This window comes from Ferribacterium limneticum (assembly GCF_020510625.1).
In the GTDB taxonomy this organism is placed as follows: domain Bacteria; phylum Pseudomonadota; class Gammaproteobacteria; order Burkholderiales; family Rhodocyclaceae; genus Azonexus; species Azonexus limneticus_A.
Genome location: NZ_CP075191.1, coordinates 2,873,911 through 2,889,998 on the forward strand (window position 1 = coordinate 2,873,911; position 16,088 = coordinate 2,889,998).

20 protein-coding genes and 1 pseudogene are annotated in these 16,088 nt (G+C 60.5%); 13 read left to right on the forward strand and 8 right to left on the reverse strand.

The window, feature by feature from the left end:
* Nucleotides 1–247 precede the first annotated feature (247 nt).
* Entirely contained in the window at nucleotides 248–1,543 is a 1,296-nt protein-coding gene (gene yjjJ / locus KI617_RS13785) for a type II toxin-antitoxin system HipA family toxin YjjJ (protein ID WP_404826718.1), read from the reverse strand.
* A 253-nt stretch (nucleotides 1,544–1,796) separates the two neighbouring features.
* On the opposite strand from yjjJ, the gene KI617_RS13790 reads away from it, so the two are divergent.
* Nucleotides 1,797–2,177, forward strand: a complete 381-nt coding sequence (locus KI617_RS13790) for a hypothetical protein (protein WP_226447163.1) — start codon at nucleotides 1,797–1,799, stop codon at nucleotides 2,175–2,177.
* A 31-nt stretch (nucleotides 2,178–2,208) separates the two neighbouring features.
* Here KI617_RS13790 and KI617_RS13795 read toward each other — a convergent pair whose 3' ends face one another.
* From KI617_RS13795 to KI617_RS13810, 4 genes are all read right to left on the reverse strand, one after another.
* The gene (locus tag KI617_RS13795) at nucleotides 2,209–2,628 is read right to left on the reverse strand and encodes a hypothetical protein (RefSeq protein WP_226447165.1); all 420 of its coding nucleotides are present in this window, start codon (nucleotides 2,626–2,628) and stop codon (nucleotides 2,209–2,211) included.
* On the reverse strand, nucleotides 2,606–3,196 hold the full coding sequence (locus KI617_RS13800) for an ArsR family transcriptional regulator (protein ID WP_226447167.1): 591 nt from the start codon (nucleotides 3,194–3,196) through the stop codon (nucleotides 2,606–2,608). Before KI617_RS13800 ends, KI617_RS13795 begins: the two co-directional genes overlap by 23 nt.
* 111 nt (nucleotides 3,197–3,307) lie before the next feature.
* Entirely contained in the window at nucleotides 3,308–3,538 is a 231-nt protein-coding gene (locus KI617_RS13805) for a DUF2789 domain-containing protein (protein WP_226447169.1), read from the reverse strand.
* 107 nt (nucleotides 3,539–3,645) lie between these two features.
* Nucleotides 3,646–4,128 carry a glutathione peroxidase gene (locus tag KI617_RS13810; protein WP_226447171.1) on the reverse strand — a complete coding sequence of 161 codons (483 nt, stop codon included), beginning with the start codon at nucleotides 4,126–4,128 and terminating at the stop codon, nucleotides 3,646–3,648.
* Nucleotides 4,129–4,408: 280 nt separating this feature from the next.
* Here KI617_RS13810 and KI617_RS13815 point away from each other — a divergent pair, with 280 nt between their 5' ends.
* The 11 genes and pseudogenes from KI617_RS13815 to bfr (KI617_RS13865) all read left to right on the forward strand — a co-directional run bounded on the left by KI617_RS13815 (nucleotide 4,409) and on the right by bfr (KI617_RS13865) (nucleotide 12,734).
* On the forward strand, nucleotides 4,409–4,873 hold the full coding sequence (locus KI617_RS13815) for a PaaI family thioesterase (protein WP_226447173.1): 465 nt from the start codon (nucleotides 4,409–4,411) through the stop codon (nucleotides 4,871–4,873).
* 305 nt (nucleotides 4,874–5,178) lie between these two features.
* Nucleotides 5,179–6,390, forward strand: a complete 1,212-nt coding sequence (locus KI617_RS13820) for an MFS transporter (protein WP_226447175.1) — start codon at nucleotides 5,179–5,181, stop codon at nucleotides 6,388–6,390.
* Between the two features lie 104 nt (nucleotides 6,391–6,494).
* Nucleotides 6,495–7,139 carry an SOS response-associated peptidase gene (locus KI617_RS13825; RefSeq protein ID WP_226447177.1) on the forward strand — a complete coding sequence of 215 codons (645 nt, stop codon included), beginning with the start codon at nucleotides 6,495–6,497 and terminating at the stop codon, nucleotides 7,137–7,139.
* A gap of 52 nt (nucleotides 7,140–7,191) precedes the next feature.
* A complete protein-coding gene (locus tag KI617_RS13830) occupies nucleotides 7,192–7,602 on the forward strand; it encodes a phage holin family protein (protein WP_226447179.1) in 411 nt (136 codons plus the stop codon).
* Between the two features lie 11 nt (nucleotides 7,603–7,613).
* Nucleotides 7,614–8,393 carry an NAD(+) diphosphatase gene (gene nudC / locus KI617_RS13835; protein WP_226447181.1) on the forward strand — a complete coding sequence of 260 codons (780 nt, stop codon included), beginning with the start codon at nucleotides 7,614–7,616 and terminating at the stop codon, nucleotides 8,391–8,393.
* Between the two features lie 23 nt (nucleotides 8,394–8,416).
* Entirely contained in the window at nucleotides 8,417–9,226 is an 810-nt protein-coding gene (locus KI617_RS13840) for an alpha/beta hydrolase (protein WP_226447183.1), read from the forward strand.
* Nucleotides 9,227–9,479: 253 nt separating this feature from the next.
* Nucleotides 9,480–9,737, forward strand: a pseudogene (locus KI617_RS20390) (FeoB small GTPase domain-containing protein); the annotation flags it as partial.
* An 85-nt stretch (nucleotides 9,738–9,822) separates the two neighbouring features.
* On the forward strand, nucleotides 9,823–11,430 hold the full coding sequence (locus tag KI617_RS20395) for a ferrous iron transporter B (protein ID WP_264180014.1): 1,608 nt from the start codon (nucleotides 9,823–9,825) through the stop codon (nucleotides 11,428–11,430).
* Nucleotides 11,427–11,684 carry a ferrous iron transport protein A gene (locus KI617_RS13855; protein WP_226447185.1) on the forward strand — a complete coding sequence of 86 codons (258 nt, stop codon included), beginning with the start codon at nucleotides 11,427–11,429 and terminating at the stop codon, nucleotides 11,682–11,684. The genes KI617_RS20395 and KI617_RS13855 overlap by 4 nt, the downstream gene beginning before the upstream one ends.
* A 72-nt stretch (nucleotides 11,685–11,756) precedes the next feature.
* A complete protein-coding gene (gene bfr / locus KI617_RS13860) occupies nucleotides 11,757–12,242 on the forward strand; it encodes a bacterioferritin (protein WP_226447187.1) in 486 nt (161 codons plus the stop codon).
* 9 nt (nucleotides 12,243–12,251) lie between these two features.
* Nucleotides 12,252–12,734, forward strand: coding sequence for a bacterioferritin (gene bfr, locus KI617_RS13865; RefSeq protein ID WP_226447189.1), 483 nt, complete (start codon nucleotides 12,252–12,254; stop codon nucleotides 12,732–12,734).
* Between the two features lie 57 nt (nucleotides 12,735–12,791).
* Here bfr (KI617_RS13865) and KI617_RS13870 read toward each other — a convergent pair whose 3' ends face one another.
* Complete coding sequence (locus KI617_RS13870; RefSeq protein ID WP_226447191.1) at nucleotides 12,792–13,865, reverse strand: Ppx/GppA phosphatase family protein; 1,074 nt, start codon at nucleotides 13,863–13,865, stop codon at nucleotides 12,792–12,794.
* Nucleotides 13,862–14,437, reverse strand: a complete 576-nt coding sequence (locus KI617_RS13875; protein WP_226447193.1) for a DUF4337 domain-containing protein — start codon at nucleotides 14,435–14,437, stop codon at nucleotides 13,862–13,864. The genes KI617_RS13870 and KI617_RS13875 overlap by 4 nt, the downstream gene beginning before the upstream one ends.
* A gap of 163 nt (nucleotides 14,438–14,600) precedes the next feature.
* Here KI617_RS13875 and KI617_RS13880 point away from each other — a divergent pair, with 163 nt between their 5' ends.
* Nucleotides 14,601–14,804 carry a (2Fe-2S)-binding protein gene (locus tag KI617_RS13880; RefSeq protein ID WP_226447195.1) on the forward strand — a complete coding sequence of 68 codons (204 nt, stop codon included), beginning with the start codon at nucleotides 14,601–14,603 and terminating at the stop codon, nucleotides 14,802–14,804.
* A gap of 148 nt (nucleotides 14,805–14,952) precedes the next feature.
* On the opposite strand, the gene KI617_RS13885 is transcribed toward KI617_RS13880, so the two are convergent.
* Entirely contained in the window at nucleotides 14,953–16,083 is a 1,131-nt protein-coding gene (locus tag KI617_RS13885) for a DUF1513 domain-containing protein (RefSeq protein ID WP_226447197.1), read from the reverse strand.
* Nucleotides 16,084–16,088 lie beyond the last annotated feature (5 nt).

The following is a 16,088-nucleotide window of genomic DNA, read 5'->3' on the forward strand; positions in this document are numbered from 1 at the left end:
GCATCTGTGGTCAACGCCGAGGCACAAAATTTCCAGGTGCTCAGCTTCGGAATACGAATGCGTTTCCCCTCTGAGGGAAAATGCTGGAAGTGTTTCTCAATGCTGACAAAACGCTGCATTTGTCCAACATGAGAAACACTATGCCAGCCAAAACCGGCCTCCCCAGTCCATAGTCATCGAAGTGTCGTTTTTTCGGTTGCACCCAAGGCCAGCCGTTGCATCTATGGTCGTGGAAGCCGCTCACGCGCTACCCCAGCCGCCCAATCCGCTCCCCTGCCATCTGCAAATGCCTTCCCAGAGCAGAGAGGCATTCGCCAAATCCGACACTGAATCCCGGTTCATTGTTCAGGCCCCCCAGATAGGCTAGTGCCAGTAGCAGAGCCTTGTGCCACAGCGCGGTGCTGATCTGACTGTCGAATCCGACAGCGGGCAGTGTGGCAGGGAGTTCGCCGCTGCTGCGTGGGGCGAAGACCATGGGGAGCATGTCGTAGGCCGGGGCTAGCTGATAGGGGCGGCCGCTGTCGGTAACGAAGGAGAGGTTGCCGGGGTGCATGTCGGTGTTGCCGATCAGTGTGCCGAAGGCGTGCAGCAAGCAAGCGGCTTCGTGCGCTTGGCTGGTGATGTGGCGCTCGGCGAGCAGGCGGGCGGTGATTGCTGGCCAGCCGCCGCGGCCAAGGCCGATGAATTCGGCATCCATCGCGCTGAGCGAGATGAGGCCGCGCCGACCGTGCGGGCCGATACGGTCGAAGCGTTCGACTTCGAGAAAGCGTTGCGGGCCGTGATCGAGGATGCGCGTGGCGACGGCGGCGATGCCGTTCTCGCGCAACAGCGTGAGTGCGTGGTGCTCGGCCAGCAGCAGGTCGCGCCACCGTTGGGCGATTGGGTTGTCGGCGCCCGCTTCGACATCAAGCGAAAACTTGACGAGCACGTGGCGCGGGCCGTTGGCGGTTTCGGCATAGGCGCCGAACTTGGGTTGCTCACCACCGGCCGAAGAAGCCGGGGCTTCGCCGCTGAGCGCTTGCCGGGCTCGTTCGGCGTAAGCGGTGGCGAGCGAGGCTGCCGGCACCGCCACCGGCTCGGGGCGCTGGATGAAGTGCTCGCGGCCGGCGTCGCCGAGTATTAGGTTGCCAACAGCATCGTTACCCGGCTGGCTGAGCAGGGCGCGCAGGATGTGCTCTTCCTGCCAGTCGCCCAGGCGGGGTGGCAGGCCGAGCGATTCAGCCTGAGCGGCGACGAAGGCTCGACCAAGAAAACCTTGCGGCCGCATGTCGTCGAGCCACCAGGGGAAACCTTCGCTGTGGCTGGCGCTACCCTCGGCGTTGGTCATCACGTAGCCGGTGGGCTGCACCGGGCTAAGTTGCCCGAGCGCTTCAACCTGGCCTTCAGGCGTAACACGGTAGATAGGAACATCCAGCATGGCCAGCAAGGGCCGGCGCAGCGCGTAGTGAATAGATCGATAGGGGCCGAAGCGGATAATCTGATTGCCCAGCGTCTGGATGACACGAGACAGCGTGGCTTGGCTAATACTCGAATTTTCGGCCAACTGCCGTGCTGTTAGCGGGCCGCTAGCAAGTAATGCTCTGACGGTTAGCGCGTGATTTGCCTGCACTTTGAATCGATTCATGAATAGATTGACGAATAGATCATAGTCAAAGTAACGCAGATTGGCTATCGCTAAAACAGGGATATGCAACCCATTGGTCTCGCCTGCCAATTGACAATTTGACCAGCATTCAGGCTTTCTCCGCCCCCGCCCTTCTGCGAAAATCCCGGCTTTTCCAGCCCTCAGCCCAACCATGATCCAAGGCCAATTCCGTTCGTCCATCCTGCAGGTGCCGGCAGAGGTGACGCCGCTCAAGTTCCGAGGCTATCTACGCAAGGAGATCGAGACGGTGCAGGCGACGGCGCAGAACGAGGAGGACATCATCGTTGTCCGCTTGTTCGTGCTGGAAAAGGTGCTGTTCGGACTGGGACCGAAGAAGGTCGACAGCATCCTGCAGGGCGTTGTCGGGAAATGCCCGAACATTCAGCGTATCGAACTGGAGGCACTGGTACGGCCTTTGACTCTGGATGAAATGCAGGAAGCCGCCGATGAGGCGCAGGAAACGCTGCAGGCGCTGAGTCATCGGGTGATGGCTTCGGGTGGCAAGCTGGGGCCGGCTACTGGCGGGAATTAATCTGCAGTAAACAAGGTTTATCCGGAGCGACTCAGTTTTCGATCAGCTTGCCAGCGTCGGCAATCAGCCCGGCCACCAGCGTGCACAACTCCGTGATGGTGGATTCTTCAACATCGAGAAAACCTTCGTACTCGGCAAGATTCCGTTTCTGGTGGGCGCTATCCAGAATGCGCCATTGAATCGCCGACCAGCCGAGGGTGTGGGGCAAGCACTGGAAGACGGTATAACGGTTTTCGCTGCGGTAGCCGTGCCAGCGCAAGGCGGCGAGTGCTGCCGCATGGGCGGCGTTATAGGCGCTGGTGAAACGGCCTTCGGCGGAAAGATTACCGAGTTGGGCGTCGTTCAATCGGGTACGTGCCATGGCCAGCATTCGCCTGGCTTCGGCTTCGTTGCGCGGCTCGGCTTTGAGCTGACCGATGCGAACCAGATTATCCAGCGCTGGCTGGCTCAAGGTCTTTTCCGATCAGGGGCAGGATGGGTTGGGCAAGGACACGATTGATGAAGGAGTCCGGCTCGGCAAGTCGTTTTGAATATTCGGATGGCGTGTAGCAGTTGGGGTTGATCTTCCGCCCAAGTTGGGTTTCCAGCGGCAATAACAGGCTCAGGATTTCGTTGAGGGAGAGGTTTTCTCCAACCAGCATCAGGTCGATATCGCTTTGGGCGGTGTCGGTTTGTTTGGCGACGGAGCCGTAGATGAACGCACTATCCAGCCGGGCGGCTATGGGCTGCAAGGCTTCGCGCAGCAAAGGGGCGGCGCCGAGCGTTTTGCGCGTCAGCGCGACCAGTTCTGCGTAAACAGGGCTTTGCGGATTGGCTTGAAAACGCCGAAGGTTGCCGACACGTTCCGAAAGAATCAGGCCTGCATCGACCAATCGGTTCAATTCCCGTTGTAGCGATGCGCTGCCCAACTCTGTCAGGCGACGCAATTCGCTCAGGTGATAGCTCCGGTCAGGCTGACCGAACAACCAGCGGAACAGGCTGGCCTGGCTATCGGAGAATAGTGCGGAGGCAATCGACATGGCTAAATATTAGCACGATCATGCCAATATTTGGATCGAGCTTGCTAACAGCCGGTTTCCAGCCAGCAGTTATTCTCCCCGCCGATCCCGGATGTTTCGATTCGCAAACGCCTATCGCAGGCGCCCGTTGAGCTCGTCGATCACCGCCGACCAGTCGGCGTCTTCGATGATTTCCTCCTTGAGAAAATCCCTTTGCGCCGAGGTCCAGAAGGGCGCCCGGTAGAGGGCTATATCGTTTTCCAGCGGGCGATGGGCGGCGATGAAGTTTTCGACGGCGGCCTCTTCGCTGGGCAAGCCGAGTTGGGCAAACAGGTTGTTCATGGTGTGCAGTTGGGCTTGCATGGCGGACTCCTTTTTCGCAACGGCTGACTATTCGACGGATACGGGCGGCTGCAGTTCCGTTGCGAGGAAGCGATGGCGCTCGGCTTCCATCGCTCCCCCGGCAAGCCTTACAACTGGGCTTCGACCGCCTCCACCAGTTCATCCGGCCGGGTGGCCGGGGCATAGCGGTGAACAACCTTGCCTTCGCGGTCGATCAGGAATTTGGTGAAATTCCATTTGATGGCCTCGGTGCCGAGGATGCCGGCTGCTTCGTGCTTGAGCCAGGTGTAGAGCGGATGGGCGTTGTCGCCGTTGACGTCGATCTTGGCGAAGAGCGGGAAGCTGACGTCAAAACGCGTCTGGCAGAACTGGCCGATGGCTGCGGCGTCGCCGGGTTCCTGCCCGCCGAACTGGTTGCAGGGGAAACCAAGGACGACGAAGCCCCGGTCCTTGTACATCCGATAGAGTTCTTCGAGGCCGGTGTATTGCGGGGTGAAGCCGCATTCGCTGGCGGTGTTGACGATCAGCAGCACCTTGCCGCGATAGGCGTCGAAATTCTGGAGGTCACCATTCAGACGTTGGGCGTTGAAGTCGTAGAGGGTTTGGCTCATTTTGATTTGATCGTTCCGGTTCAAGTCGTTGCGTTCAAGGGCGGGTTCAAGACTATGAGTAGCGATGTCGACATTGGTTCGACGATTCGTTGCATCCCTTGGTCAGGCTTGCCATCGCGGCCTGTCGCAAAACCGGCATTTGCGTCTGCCGGAAAAACTTTGGTTTGTTAAATCAATAACGTTGCCCATGGCTGAATTTGCACGCCGGCTGTCCGCCTGAACAGTGGCCGCCATGCAAGAGCTGGCCTACGATGCCGTTTTGCCAAAAAAAGGAAACAGCATGCAGGCATTTCAGGATTACTACCCCGAGAACCTGGCCCATTGCTACGGTTGCGGCCGCAACAACGAGCACGGGCATCAGATCAAGACTTTCTGGGAGGGCGACGAAACCGTCACCCACTTCCAGCCCCGTCCCGAGCACACGGCGATTCCCGGCTTTGTCTATGGCGGCCTGCTCGCTTCGCTGATCGACTGCCATGGCACGGGCACGGCCGCCGCCGCGATGTACAAGGCGGAGAACCGCAGCATGGACAGCCTGCCGGCCTTTCGCTTCGTCACCGGTTCGCTGCAGGTCAGTTACCTCAAGCCGACGCCACTCGGGCCAGTACTCGAAATTCGCGGCAAGGTGAAGGAGATCAAGGGGCGCAAGGTCGTGGTCGAAGCCACGGTATACGCCGACGGCGTGGCCACGGCACGTGGCGAGGTGGTCGCCCTGCAAATGCCTGACACCTTTGTGGCGAACTGATCTCGGGCGGTTTTCGCGCGGCGTTGGTTGATCCGCCAGCAAACCCTCCCCAGCCCTCAATACCGTTCTGTTCAGCGCCATTCGCGGCCTCGACACACCCGGGACTCCGCTTCTCGGCGGGCGAAGCGGGAATCCGGTACGTTGAAATCCCTGGGTTCCCGCCTACGCGGGAACGACGAATTCGAAGGGTTTTAACCCTCTTTCAGCCGCGCTTTCCTTGAATTATTCGGCGCCACGCGGTCGAAGCTATCAACTGCCGCCCCGGGCAGCGTATCCTTGCTGCCCACGCCGTATTTCCCGCCCCCATGACCACCGCGCTTTCTCCCCGTGCCGAACGCTTCTTCCTGCTGACGCTGGCGGGCATCCAGTTCAGCCATGTGCTGGATTTCATGATCATGATGCCGCTCGGGCCGATCCTGATGGCGGCCTTCGGCATCGGCACGCACGAGTTCGGTCTGCTGGTGGCGTCCTACAGTTTCAGCGCGGCGCTCTCCGGGATACTGGCGGCGACTTTCGTCGACCTGTTCGAGCGCAAGCGGCTGCTGCTGGTCAGCTTCACCCTGTTTGCACTGGCGACGCTGGCTTGCGGCCTGGCGCCGAGTTATTCGATGCTGATGCTGGCCCGCGGTCTGGCCGGGGTTTTCGGCGGCATCATGGGCGCACTGGTGCATACGATGATCGGCGATGCCATTCCCTTTTCCCGGCGGGCCAAGGCGAGCGGCATTGTTTCAAGCGCCTTTTCGGTGTCGACCATTGCCGGCGTGCCTTTGTCGCTGTGGCTAGCCAACCATCTCGGCTGGCGGGCGCCGTTCGTGATGATCGCTGCGCTGAGCGTGGTCTTTCTCGTGGTCGGCCTGCGCTTCCTGCCGGAGTTGCGGCATCACCTGAGCGAGGAAAAGCGTGCCCACCTGTTCTCGGCCACCTTCAGCGTGCTGGGCGACAGCAACCACCTGCGCGCCCTGCTGTTTTCGGCGCTGATCATTTTTTCCGGCTTTACGGTCATTCCGTACATCACCGTCTATGCGGTCAACAACGTTGGCATCGCCCAGCAGGACATTCCCATCGTCTATCTGATCGGCGGGTTTGCCACCTTCATCAGCGCCCGGCTGATCGGGCATTGGGCCGACAAGCACGGCAAGGTCGAGGTTTACCGCAAGGTGGCGCTGCTGGCCATTCTCCCCTTGCTGGCAGTGACCCACGCCGGGGTGCTGCCGCTATGGATCTGGCTGATCTGCACGACGAGCTTTTTCGTGCTGACTTCGGGGCGGATGATCCCGGTCATGGCGATCATCTCTTCGGCCGCCCAGCCCAAGCTGCGCGGTACTTTCATGTCGTTGAACGGCACCGTGCAATCGCTGGCCATGGGCCTGGCCACCACGCTGGCCGGTTTTGTGACCTCGCTCGATGCCAGCGGCCGGATCGTCGGCTACCCACTGGTCGGCTATGTCGCCGTCGCGGCGAATCTGCTGGCGATCTGGTTTGTCTCGCGCATCGTGATGCATGGACGGAATACGTAGGCACTCTCGAACACAGACTTCTGCCTTCGCGAGAGTCCGTGCTTGATTACCGTGTCAACAATACTGTATAAACCACTGTATATCGTATCACCGGAGATGCCGCCATGTGCGGAAGCTACGAACTCAGGGCCAAGGCCAGGGAGCTGAACAGGCAGTTTCCGCCGCTTCATCTTGGCCCGCCCGAAATGCCCCATGGCGTAGAAATGCGGCCGGCCGAGCCGGTGCTGATGATCACTGCCAACGGCGCCAGCTATCGGGGCAGCCAGGCCCGCTGGGGGCTGGTCGGGAGCTTTCTCGACCGGGAACCACGCACCCCGCCAATTACCTTGCCTGGTGAAGGCCTGGTGACCAAACCCTTCTACAGCAAGATCCTGAAGAGAAACCGCTGCCTGATTCCGGCGACTGCCTTTTTTGAATGGCAGTCGCCTGCCAAGCGCAGACAGAAGCTGCGCATCAGCCACGCCAGGGGGAAAGTCCTGATGTTCGCCGGCATTTTTGACCACCATCCACTGGCCGGAACGACCTGCGCCATCCTGACTACCGCCGCCGATGCAACGCTCAACGACATTCATGACCGCATGCCGCTAATCCTCGATCGTGAGCAAGGCATGTTCTGGCTGGGCGAGCATGCCGAATTTCCGGACGAAGCCTTCGAGGTGCTTCTGCAAAGCGCCTCACCACAGCCGCTGGTGATCGAAGCGGTCATCGAAGAAGCGCCTTCGCCGCAGTTGTCGCTCGCCTTCGCTTAAACTGCGAACTGGCTACCGGGCGGACTGCGCTCATTTCAAAGAAGGTAAAGACATGTTCGACAATCTGGCGGGGTTTTTCATCCAGTGGGGCATCACGGCCCTATGCCTGTGGGTGGCCAGCCTGGTATTCAAGGGCATCCGTTTTTCCAGCACATCGTCGCTGATCGTCTCTGCCCTGCTCCTCGGCTTTGCCAATGCCGTCCTCCGGCCGCTGGTGGTCTTCCTGACCCTGCCCATCACGCTGATTACGCTCGGTTTCTTCCTGCTGGTGATCAACGCGCTGATGCTCTTGCTGGTCGCCAAAGTCGTCAACGGCTTCACGATTTCCGGTTTCTGGACGGCCTTTTTCGCCAGCATGTTCATCTCGATCCTGAGCATGGCGCTGGGCACGCTGGCGCCGAATGCCGAAATGACGATCTACCGGCTGCCCGAGCATCGCTCGGCGCAGACCATCTCGATGTGAGCCGCCGCAAGATGACTCAAACCGCTTACTGGATTCTGCGATACGAACATCGCCTGCTGACGATCACCGGAAATGGGGCAGAGTCGATTTTTCCGTCCGGCCTGGCCGCCGACTTTGGCCATCCGGCCAACGCACTGCCCATCGGCGAATTGCATGGCCGCCCCTGCTACGCCGCCGATGTCGCGCAATTGCCGGAAATCCCCGGCAGCGAACCAACGCCCCTGCGCGCCATCTTCCAGCTTGCCGGGAGCGAAACCTTTGCCCTGGCCGGCCGCGCCACGCAGTTGCTGGATTGGCAGAACAACCATCGTTTCTGCGGCAAGTGCGGTAGCGCAACCGTCATGAAAACCGGCGAACTGGCCATGCATTGCCCGGCTTGCGGGCTGCTGGCCTATCCGCGGATTTCACCGGCGGTGATGGTGCTGGTCCGCGATGGCGACAAGCTGCTGCTCGGCCGTAGCCCGCACTTCAAGCCGGGCGTCTACAGCGCCCTGGCCGGTTTTGTCGAACCCGGCGAAACGCTGGAGGAATGCGCTGCCCGCGAGGTTCGCGAAGAAGTCGGCATAGCAATCACCAACCTCCGCTACTTCCACAGCCAGCCCTGGCCTTTCCCCAACTCCTTGATGGTCGCCTTCTTCGCCGACTATGCTGGCGGCACGATCACACCCGACCCGAAGGAAATCGAGGCCGCCGACTGGTTCCCGCTCGACGCGCTCCCTATCCTGCCGGAGCCGATCAGCATTTCGCGCCGGCTGATCGATGCAGCCTGCCAACAAGCCGATAAATCTTAAAAAACCAACCAGAAAACAGCAAAATGACCCGACGCAAAACCAAGCTTCACCGCCACCCCACCACTCGTCCAGCCGCACGCGCCAACCTGCTTTTCGTTCATGGCGGCTACGTGGATTCGAGCTGTTGGCAACATAACTTCATCCCGTTTTTCCAAGGCCATGGCTACAACTGCTACGCCGTAGACCTGGCCGGCCATGGTGCCAGCGATGGCGGCGAGCGCATTGACGACTTTGGCATCGACGATTACGCCGCCGATGTGGCGCATGCGATTGAGCAGATTGACGGGCCGGCTATCGTTATCGGTCACTCGATGGGCACGATGGTGCTGGAACGCTATCTCGAAAAAGGCGAAGCAATTGCTGCCGCCCTTCTTTCGCCCGTCCCACCGACCGGCACGCTCCCCAGCGCAATCGGCCTGACGACGCGCTTTCCCGGCTTTCTGCAAGCCATCGAAAAAACGCTCAACGGCCAGATTTCCGACGAAATCGAAGAAGTCTTGACCCGTGCCTACTTCGCCAAGGACATGACCGTTCAGGAAGCCAGGCGCTTTATGGAGATTGTCGTCCCTGAGTCGCAGAAAGCGATTGCAGAAATGGCGACTGTCTTGATGCAGCGGCCAAAATCGCGCCAAAAACTGCCTGTTCTGGTCATGGGCGGTGAAGAGGATGCGGTGTTTTCAAGTTCCATGCTCTATTTTTCAGCCGTGCCATGGCGGGCCGAAGTGCGGCGCCTGCCCAATCTCGGTCATGTCCTGATGCTTGATACGCAGTGGGAGTCAGCTGCCAATGCGCTGCTCGAATGGATGGACAAGCTGGTTCCGGCGAACGATTAAGTAGCTGCTGATTTATTCGAAAATGTCATTCCCGCGTAGGCGTGAATCCAGAAAAATCAACAAATTGGATTCCTTCCCACGCGGGAATGACGAATATTTCAGCGTCTCCTTACGTTATTCCACCGGGCATTTGATAACGCCTCTCAATTGCAAAAACTTGGCGTAGATCATCAAAAGCTGATGTGATCCGGCGTAAAGTAATGCTCGGCTCGGCACCGGCCGGGCATTCAGCAACGCCAGAAACCCATAGAACGTGACTACCTCTACACCAGCCGCCAACGCCATCCTGCTCGTTGGCCACCCCAACGTCGGCAAATCGGTACTTTTTCATCGCCTGACCGGCGCCTACGTTAACGTTTCGAACTACCCCGGCACCACGGTCGAAGTCACCCGGGCCAACACCCGTTTCGACCGCGAGGCGGTGCTGCTCGACACCCCCGGTGTGCTGGCCCTGCCGTCGCGCAGCGATGACGAGCGAGCCACCATGCGCGCCCTGCTCAACGAGTCGTCGCGTTGTCTGGTGCAGGTGGGCGATGCCAAGAACCTTCGCCGGACGCTGACCTTGACCAGCCCTGCTGGCCGAACTCGGCCTGCCCATGGTGCTGGCCCTGAACATGCACGACGAAGCCGCAGCCCGCGGCGTCATGGTCGATATTCCCGCACTCTCCGAAGAATTGGGCATCCCGGTGCTGGCCACCGTCGCCACTGGCGGCGAAGGCATCGGCGAGCTGACCAACAATCTGGGCCATGCCGGCCGGGCCGAAGCCCTGCTCCGCTACGACCCGGAAATTGAAGCCGACATCGGGCTGGTGGCCGAAGCCATTAGCCGCGATGCACCGCACCCTCTGCTGGCGGCGCGCGGGCTGGCCATTCTTTATCTGGGCGGCGACTCGGTCGTCGCCGACTGGCTGGCCGAGCACGCCGGCGAAAACCTGCCGAAACTCGAAGCGCTCCGCCAGTCTGCCGCCGAACGGGCCGAAGGCGACCTCCCGGCCCTGCTTGCCCGAGAACGCACCGAAGCCGCCGATACGCTGGCCGCCAGCGTCATCCAGCGCGCCGTCAAAAGTACGCCGCTGCTGTCGCAACGCATTGGGCAGTATGTCGTGCATCCGCTGTGGGGCATCCCCATCCTGCTTGGCGTGCTGTTCGCCGTCTATGAATTCGTTGGCGTCTTCGGCGCGACAACCCTCGTCGGCCTGATGGAAGAAGGCCTGTTCGAAGGCATCCTCAATCCAGCCTTCACCAATCTGGTCAACGCCGTCGTTACCGCGCCATGGCTCAGTGAACTGCTGGTCGGCCAGTACGGCCTGTGGACCATGGGCATGACTTACGCGCTGGCGCTGATCCTGCCCATCGTCACCACCTTTTTCTTTGCCTTCGGCGTGCTCGAAGATTCGGGCTACCTGCCGCGCCTGACGGTCATCGCCAACCGGCTGTTCGCCTTGATCGGCCTCAACGGCCGTGCGGTGTTGCCGATGGTCCTCGGCCTCGGCTGCGTGACGATGGCAACGCTGACGACGCGCATCCTGCATTCGCCGCGCGAACGGCTGATCACCATCTTCCTGCTGGCGCTGGCCATCCCCTGCTCGGCGCAACTGGGCGTCGTGCTCGGCATGTTGGGCGGGGTGTCCTTTACCGCCGTGCTGATCTGGGCGCTGGCCATGCTCGGCGTCCTGCTGCTCGCCGGTTTCCTTGCCGCCAAGCTGATCCCCGGCCGGCGCATTCCGCTGGTCACTGAAATGCCGCCGATGCGCCTGCCCATTCTCGGCAACGTGCTGAAAAAAACCGGTGGCCGGCTGAAGTGGTACCTGATCGAAGTCATCCCGCTCTTTTTGCTCGGCACCTTCATCATGTACGCGCTCGACAAGTTTGGCGCCCTGCCGGCCATCATCGAAGCGGGTGAACCGCTGGTTTCCGGCTGGCTCGGCTTGCCGAAAGAAGCCTCGGCCGCCTTTGTCATGGGTTTCCTCCGCCGCGATTTCGGGGCCACCGGCCTGTTCGCAATGGCCGACCACCTGAGCCCGATCCAGGCGGTAGTCGGAATGATCACCATCACCCTGTTCATCCCCTGCTTCGCCAGCCTGATGATGATGGTCAAGGAACAAGGCGCCAAGGTCGCCCTTGGTATGGTCGCCGTCATCGTCCCCTTCGCCTTCTTCATCGGCGGTCTGTTCAACCTCCTTCTCCGCGCCGTCTGGTCATGAGTCCTGCCCACGAAGCCCGCCTGCCCCTCGCCTTCATCCCGCCCGGCAGCGAAGTCCGCCTTACTGCGCTGGGCGACGAAATCGACCCGCTCCAGCGCGAACAGCTGACGGCCTACGGTCTGGCCGAGAATCGGCCGATCCGGGTACTGCAGCAACGGCCGATGACCGTCATTCTTGCCGACGAAGTGGAACTAGCGCTCGAACATGCGGTCGCACGACATATCTGGGTAGAAAAGCTGGCCGTCGACGCCTAGAATGGGCGCTCAGGCAAGCCAGCCGATTTTCGCCAGCCAGCCTCCCGATTCCCACGACCTCCGGAGAACGCCATGAAGGGCGACAAGAAAATCATCGATATCCTGAACGACCTGCTGACTGGCGAACTGACCGCCGTCGATCAATACCTGATCCACGGTGAGATGTATGCCGACATGGGCCTGACCCAGCTGGCCGAGAAATCCATCCACGAATCCGATCACGAGCGCCAGCATGCCCGCGCGCTGATCCAGCGCATCCTCTTCCTGGAAGGCAAGCCCGATCTTTCCAAGCGCCATGTCATGAAGATCGGAAAAACCGTGCCGGACATGATCAAGGCCGACCTGGCGGTTGAATACTCGGTAGACGGCGATCTCAAAAAAGCCATGGCCGCCTGCGAAAAGGCCCAGGATTACGTCAGCCGCGACATGCTTGGTGTCCAACTCGAAGACACCGAAATGGACCACGCCTACTTCCTCGAAAAGCAGATCAGGCTGATTGAGCTGGTCGGTCTGCAAAACTACCTGCAGAGCCAGATGGGCTCCGGCAGCCCGGCCTAAGGAGCAACCATGAAAGGCGACAAGAAAGTCATCGAAGCCCTGAACAAGGTGCTCAAGAACGAGCTGACCTCGATCAACCAGTATTTCCTGCATGCCCGCATGTTCCGCAACTGGGGCCTGGAAAAGCTCAACGACTACCAGTACAAGCAGTCGATCCGCGTCATGAAGGAAGCCGACGAAATCATCGAACGCGTCCTTTTCCTCGAAGGCCTGCCCAACCTGCAGAACCTCGGCAAGTTGCTGATCGGCGAGCATGTGGTCGAATGCCTGCAAGGCGACCTGAAGTACGAACGTGAAATCCAGCATCCGCTGCTGATCGAATCCATCGCCCTGTGCGAGGAGCTACAGGATTACGTCAGCCGCGACCTGCTCGAAGAACTGCTCGAACATTGCGAAGAAGCCATCGACTGGCTGGAAACCCAGCAAAGCCTGATCGAAAATGTGACCCTGCCGAATTATCTGCAGGCTCACATGGAGCCGGGCGGCGACTAATCCCTCACGCCCCCCGTGCCAGCCGCAGCGAGTGCTGCGGCTTTTTTTACGCCTGAATCAAGGGCAGGTCGCCGGATCGGTGGCGTAAGCCGCCAGACCGACACTGCGCAAGCGCTCCAGATAGCAAGCGTAGTGGCTTTGCCAGGCAAACGCATGATCGTCCGCCAGCAAGCCGGGCAGGTTGGTCAAGTCAATTTCAGCCACCAGCAGGCGCTCCCCACCCGTTGCCTGCAGCAAGCCTTCGACCAGCAGCATGTCGGAGAGCAGCCAGGCCAGATGCCGCGAACCGCCAAGCAGAGCGGCTGTTTCCTCATGGCTCAAACGGGCCAGCCGTTCGATGGCCGCAGTCAGCTCGGCGCGCTGAAACCCTGCTCCTTCGCCATTGCCGACAGAAAACTGGCGGACCGCCGGCAATACGCCCCGGCTGACCGGGCGACTAATCGCCGTCATGCTGACCGGTTCAGGCAGTGCGCTACCAACCACCTTCAGCTTTTCGGCCAGCAGGTCGCGCGCCATCGCCAGTTCGTCACCGGTCATTGGCTGCAAGCTGCAGGGGGTTGATTCCGAATTGCGTATTTCCCGACAAAGATGGCGGTGCCAGACCTTCTGGCCCAATGTTTCACCGAATGTTGTCCGCTCCCCGGCTATCTGCAGGCTGCCGCCGCCGATATCGAGCACATGCGTTGTTTTCAGGGCATCACCCAACAGTTGGCGTGCCCCGAAATAGCCGTAGGCTCCCTCTTTCAACTGGGGAATGACCAGAACCGCCACGCCGCTGGCCGACCAGATGCGCTGAAGGATGCTGGCCAGATCGCCGGCGCCCTGATCTATCGCCAGCCGCCAGGCCGAGAAACCGCCGCCGACACGCTCGCATTCCTTCGAGAAACCTGCCTTCTCCGGCAAATCCTGGAGCGCCGTGATCGTCGGCGCTACCGTCTCTTCCAGGCTACGCCCGGCCCACAGCGGACCAAGGTAATCGATATCCCCGCGCGCCGTCACGCTACTGTTGTCTGCCCCGGCCCGAATACCGGACGAACCGATATCGAAGGCGACGCGACAAGACGACTCAGCCGCAACGGCTGTTGCCAGCAGGGCAAAAACCAGCCCGCCAAGCGTGCGTCGTGTGATCAAAGGTGGAGATATCCCATCACACCAGCCACCAGCCCAAGACCCGTTGCCCCCAAAACACCGGCCAGCAGCCAGCGCTTTCGCGTCAGCAGGGTGATCGCCGCCAAGGCGATGGCAATTTGCAGCAAGGTCGTGGCCAGCGCCCAGCGCTCATGCACATGCATTTCCGCCTCGCTCTTGTGATCAGCTTCCTTGGCCGCCGCCTCAAGCTTGTCGGCCTCGGCCTTGATTTCTTCCTTTTCCTTCTTGTAGCGCTCGACGGCTTCCTTGAACTTTTCCTGCGCCTCGCCCGTCGTCAGCGTGACCGACAACTCGGCCAGATTCTGCTTGTTGCTCTTGGCCTGGTAGTAATTCCATTGGTTCGAAGCCGAGGTTTTCTGAATGGCCGCCTCGTTCTTGTAGAGCAGTGCCGCATTCTGCGAATGGCCACCCATGTAGCCAAAAATGGCGCCGACCGTTGACAGGATGGCTGTCAAGACAGCCAGACGCGATGTGAAACTGTCGCCGCCATGCTGGGCAACATGCTCGACCTCATGATCGTGCGGACCATGGACGTGAAAACCGTGTCCTGACATTGAATTCTCCTTGTATCTGCGGGGGACCACACAAAGTGGCAGGGCGAATTCTAGCGCCACCGGCCGAATATTTTCGGGAAAAGCAAAACGCGTATTGACATTCATTCTCATCTACATACAATGAGAACTGTTCTCAATAGATATCGTTCGTGGAGTTCCGTTCATGTACGTATGCGTCTGCCAGGCAGTTACCGACCGCCAGATCCGCGAAGCCGCGCAAGATGGCGCTCGCACCCTGAAAGATCTGCGCCGCGATCTGGGCGTGACCCGCGATTGCGGACGGTGTGCCTCCTGCGCCAGGGAATGTCTGGCCAAGGCCAATCAGGGCGAAGACAAACCGGGCAAGGTCATGCTCAAGGCAGCCTGAGACAAAGGCACCGAACAAAAAAGCGGAAGCTAATTGGCTTCCGCTTTTTCGTTTCAACGGGGGTACACCGCCATTTTGGTCCTACCCCTGATATCAAGGCCCGCCCACTGCATTGCCAGCTGATTCAGCAGATACCGGCCGGCCATGATCACGCCTCGCTGATCAGCGTCCAGTGGTTATCCAGCGCCATCGGCTTCGGCCAGGGCAGGAAGACTGCCTTGGCGGTCGGGTGCCAGCGCACCAGCCCCAAACCGGTGCCCACCAGCACGCCACCTCCGGGATTCGGTCCAGACCATTCAGTCAGTGCATAGGCTTCCTGCAGCTCGACAATCGGTACCAGCTTGTCGGGAGCACCCGGATGCCAGAGCTGCGCCAGGCCAACCTGGTTGCTGGACAGGGCAAAACCACCGTTGTAGGCGGCCGCGATATCGCCCGCGTAGCCCGCGCCATCACTTGCCCGGGTCGGCATCAGCAGTTCGTCGCCATCCAGTACGGCAAGAATCGGCGCCGCAGCTCGCCGGGCAGCATCGTCATGCTCGGCCTGCATGGCCACACCGAGGTAAGCACGACCGGTCGTGGAATGGCTCCAGGCCAGATGTCTGAGGCTAAGTCGGGAATCGTCCACCGTCCATTTGCGCAGGAGCTTTCCATTCGCGCCATCGAGCCTGACCAGCGAGGAATCCATGCGTTGCAGGTCGAATTTCTTGTCGGTCGGCGTCCGCGGAATGCCGCCATTGGCGATCATCAGATGGCCGTCAGCATCGAGCAGCAACTGGTGCGGCTCCATGCCGTGGGTATCCCATTCGTCGATTTTCTTGAGCGATACGCGATCACGTACGCCGATCCTGCCACGGCCGCTCTTGAAATCGGTTTCGGTGGTGTAGATCACGTCGCCGCTCAGGCTGGTGATGGCGTGGCCATTCAGGCGCGCGGTGGAGGCATCGTCCTCAAGGCTGATCTGCCGGCTTACTGCACCTTGGGCATCGATGCGCATCAGCCAGGCACCGGGACGAACTCCGGTCACCAGCAGGCTGCCATCCGCTTCCGGCAGCAGGCCGTGCGGACGCGTCGGCAACGGAACAGCATGGCGAATTTCCAGCTTTTTCTTCTGCCAGTCCGCCGCCAGCACCCCGCCGTAATAGGTATCGCCGGGATTCGGCCCACGCCATGCGGCAGCGATCAATGCCGAGCGTGCTTCACTCCCGGCGGCGGAAGCAAGCCCGACTTGCGGCAGCACGCCGCAAACCCCGAGCATTTTAAGAAAGTGACGTCTGTTCATAGTCA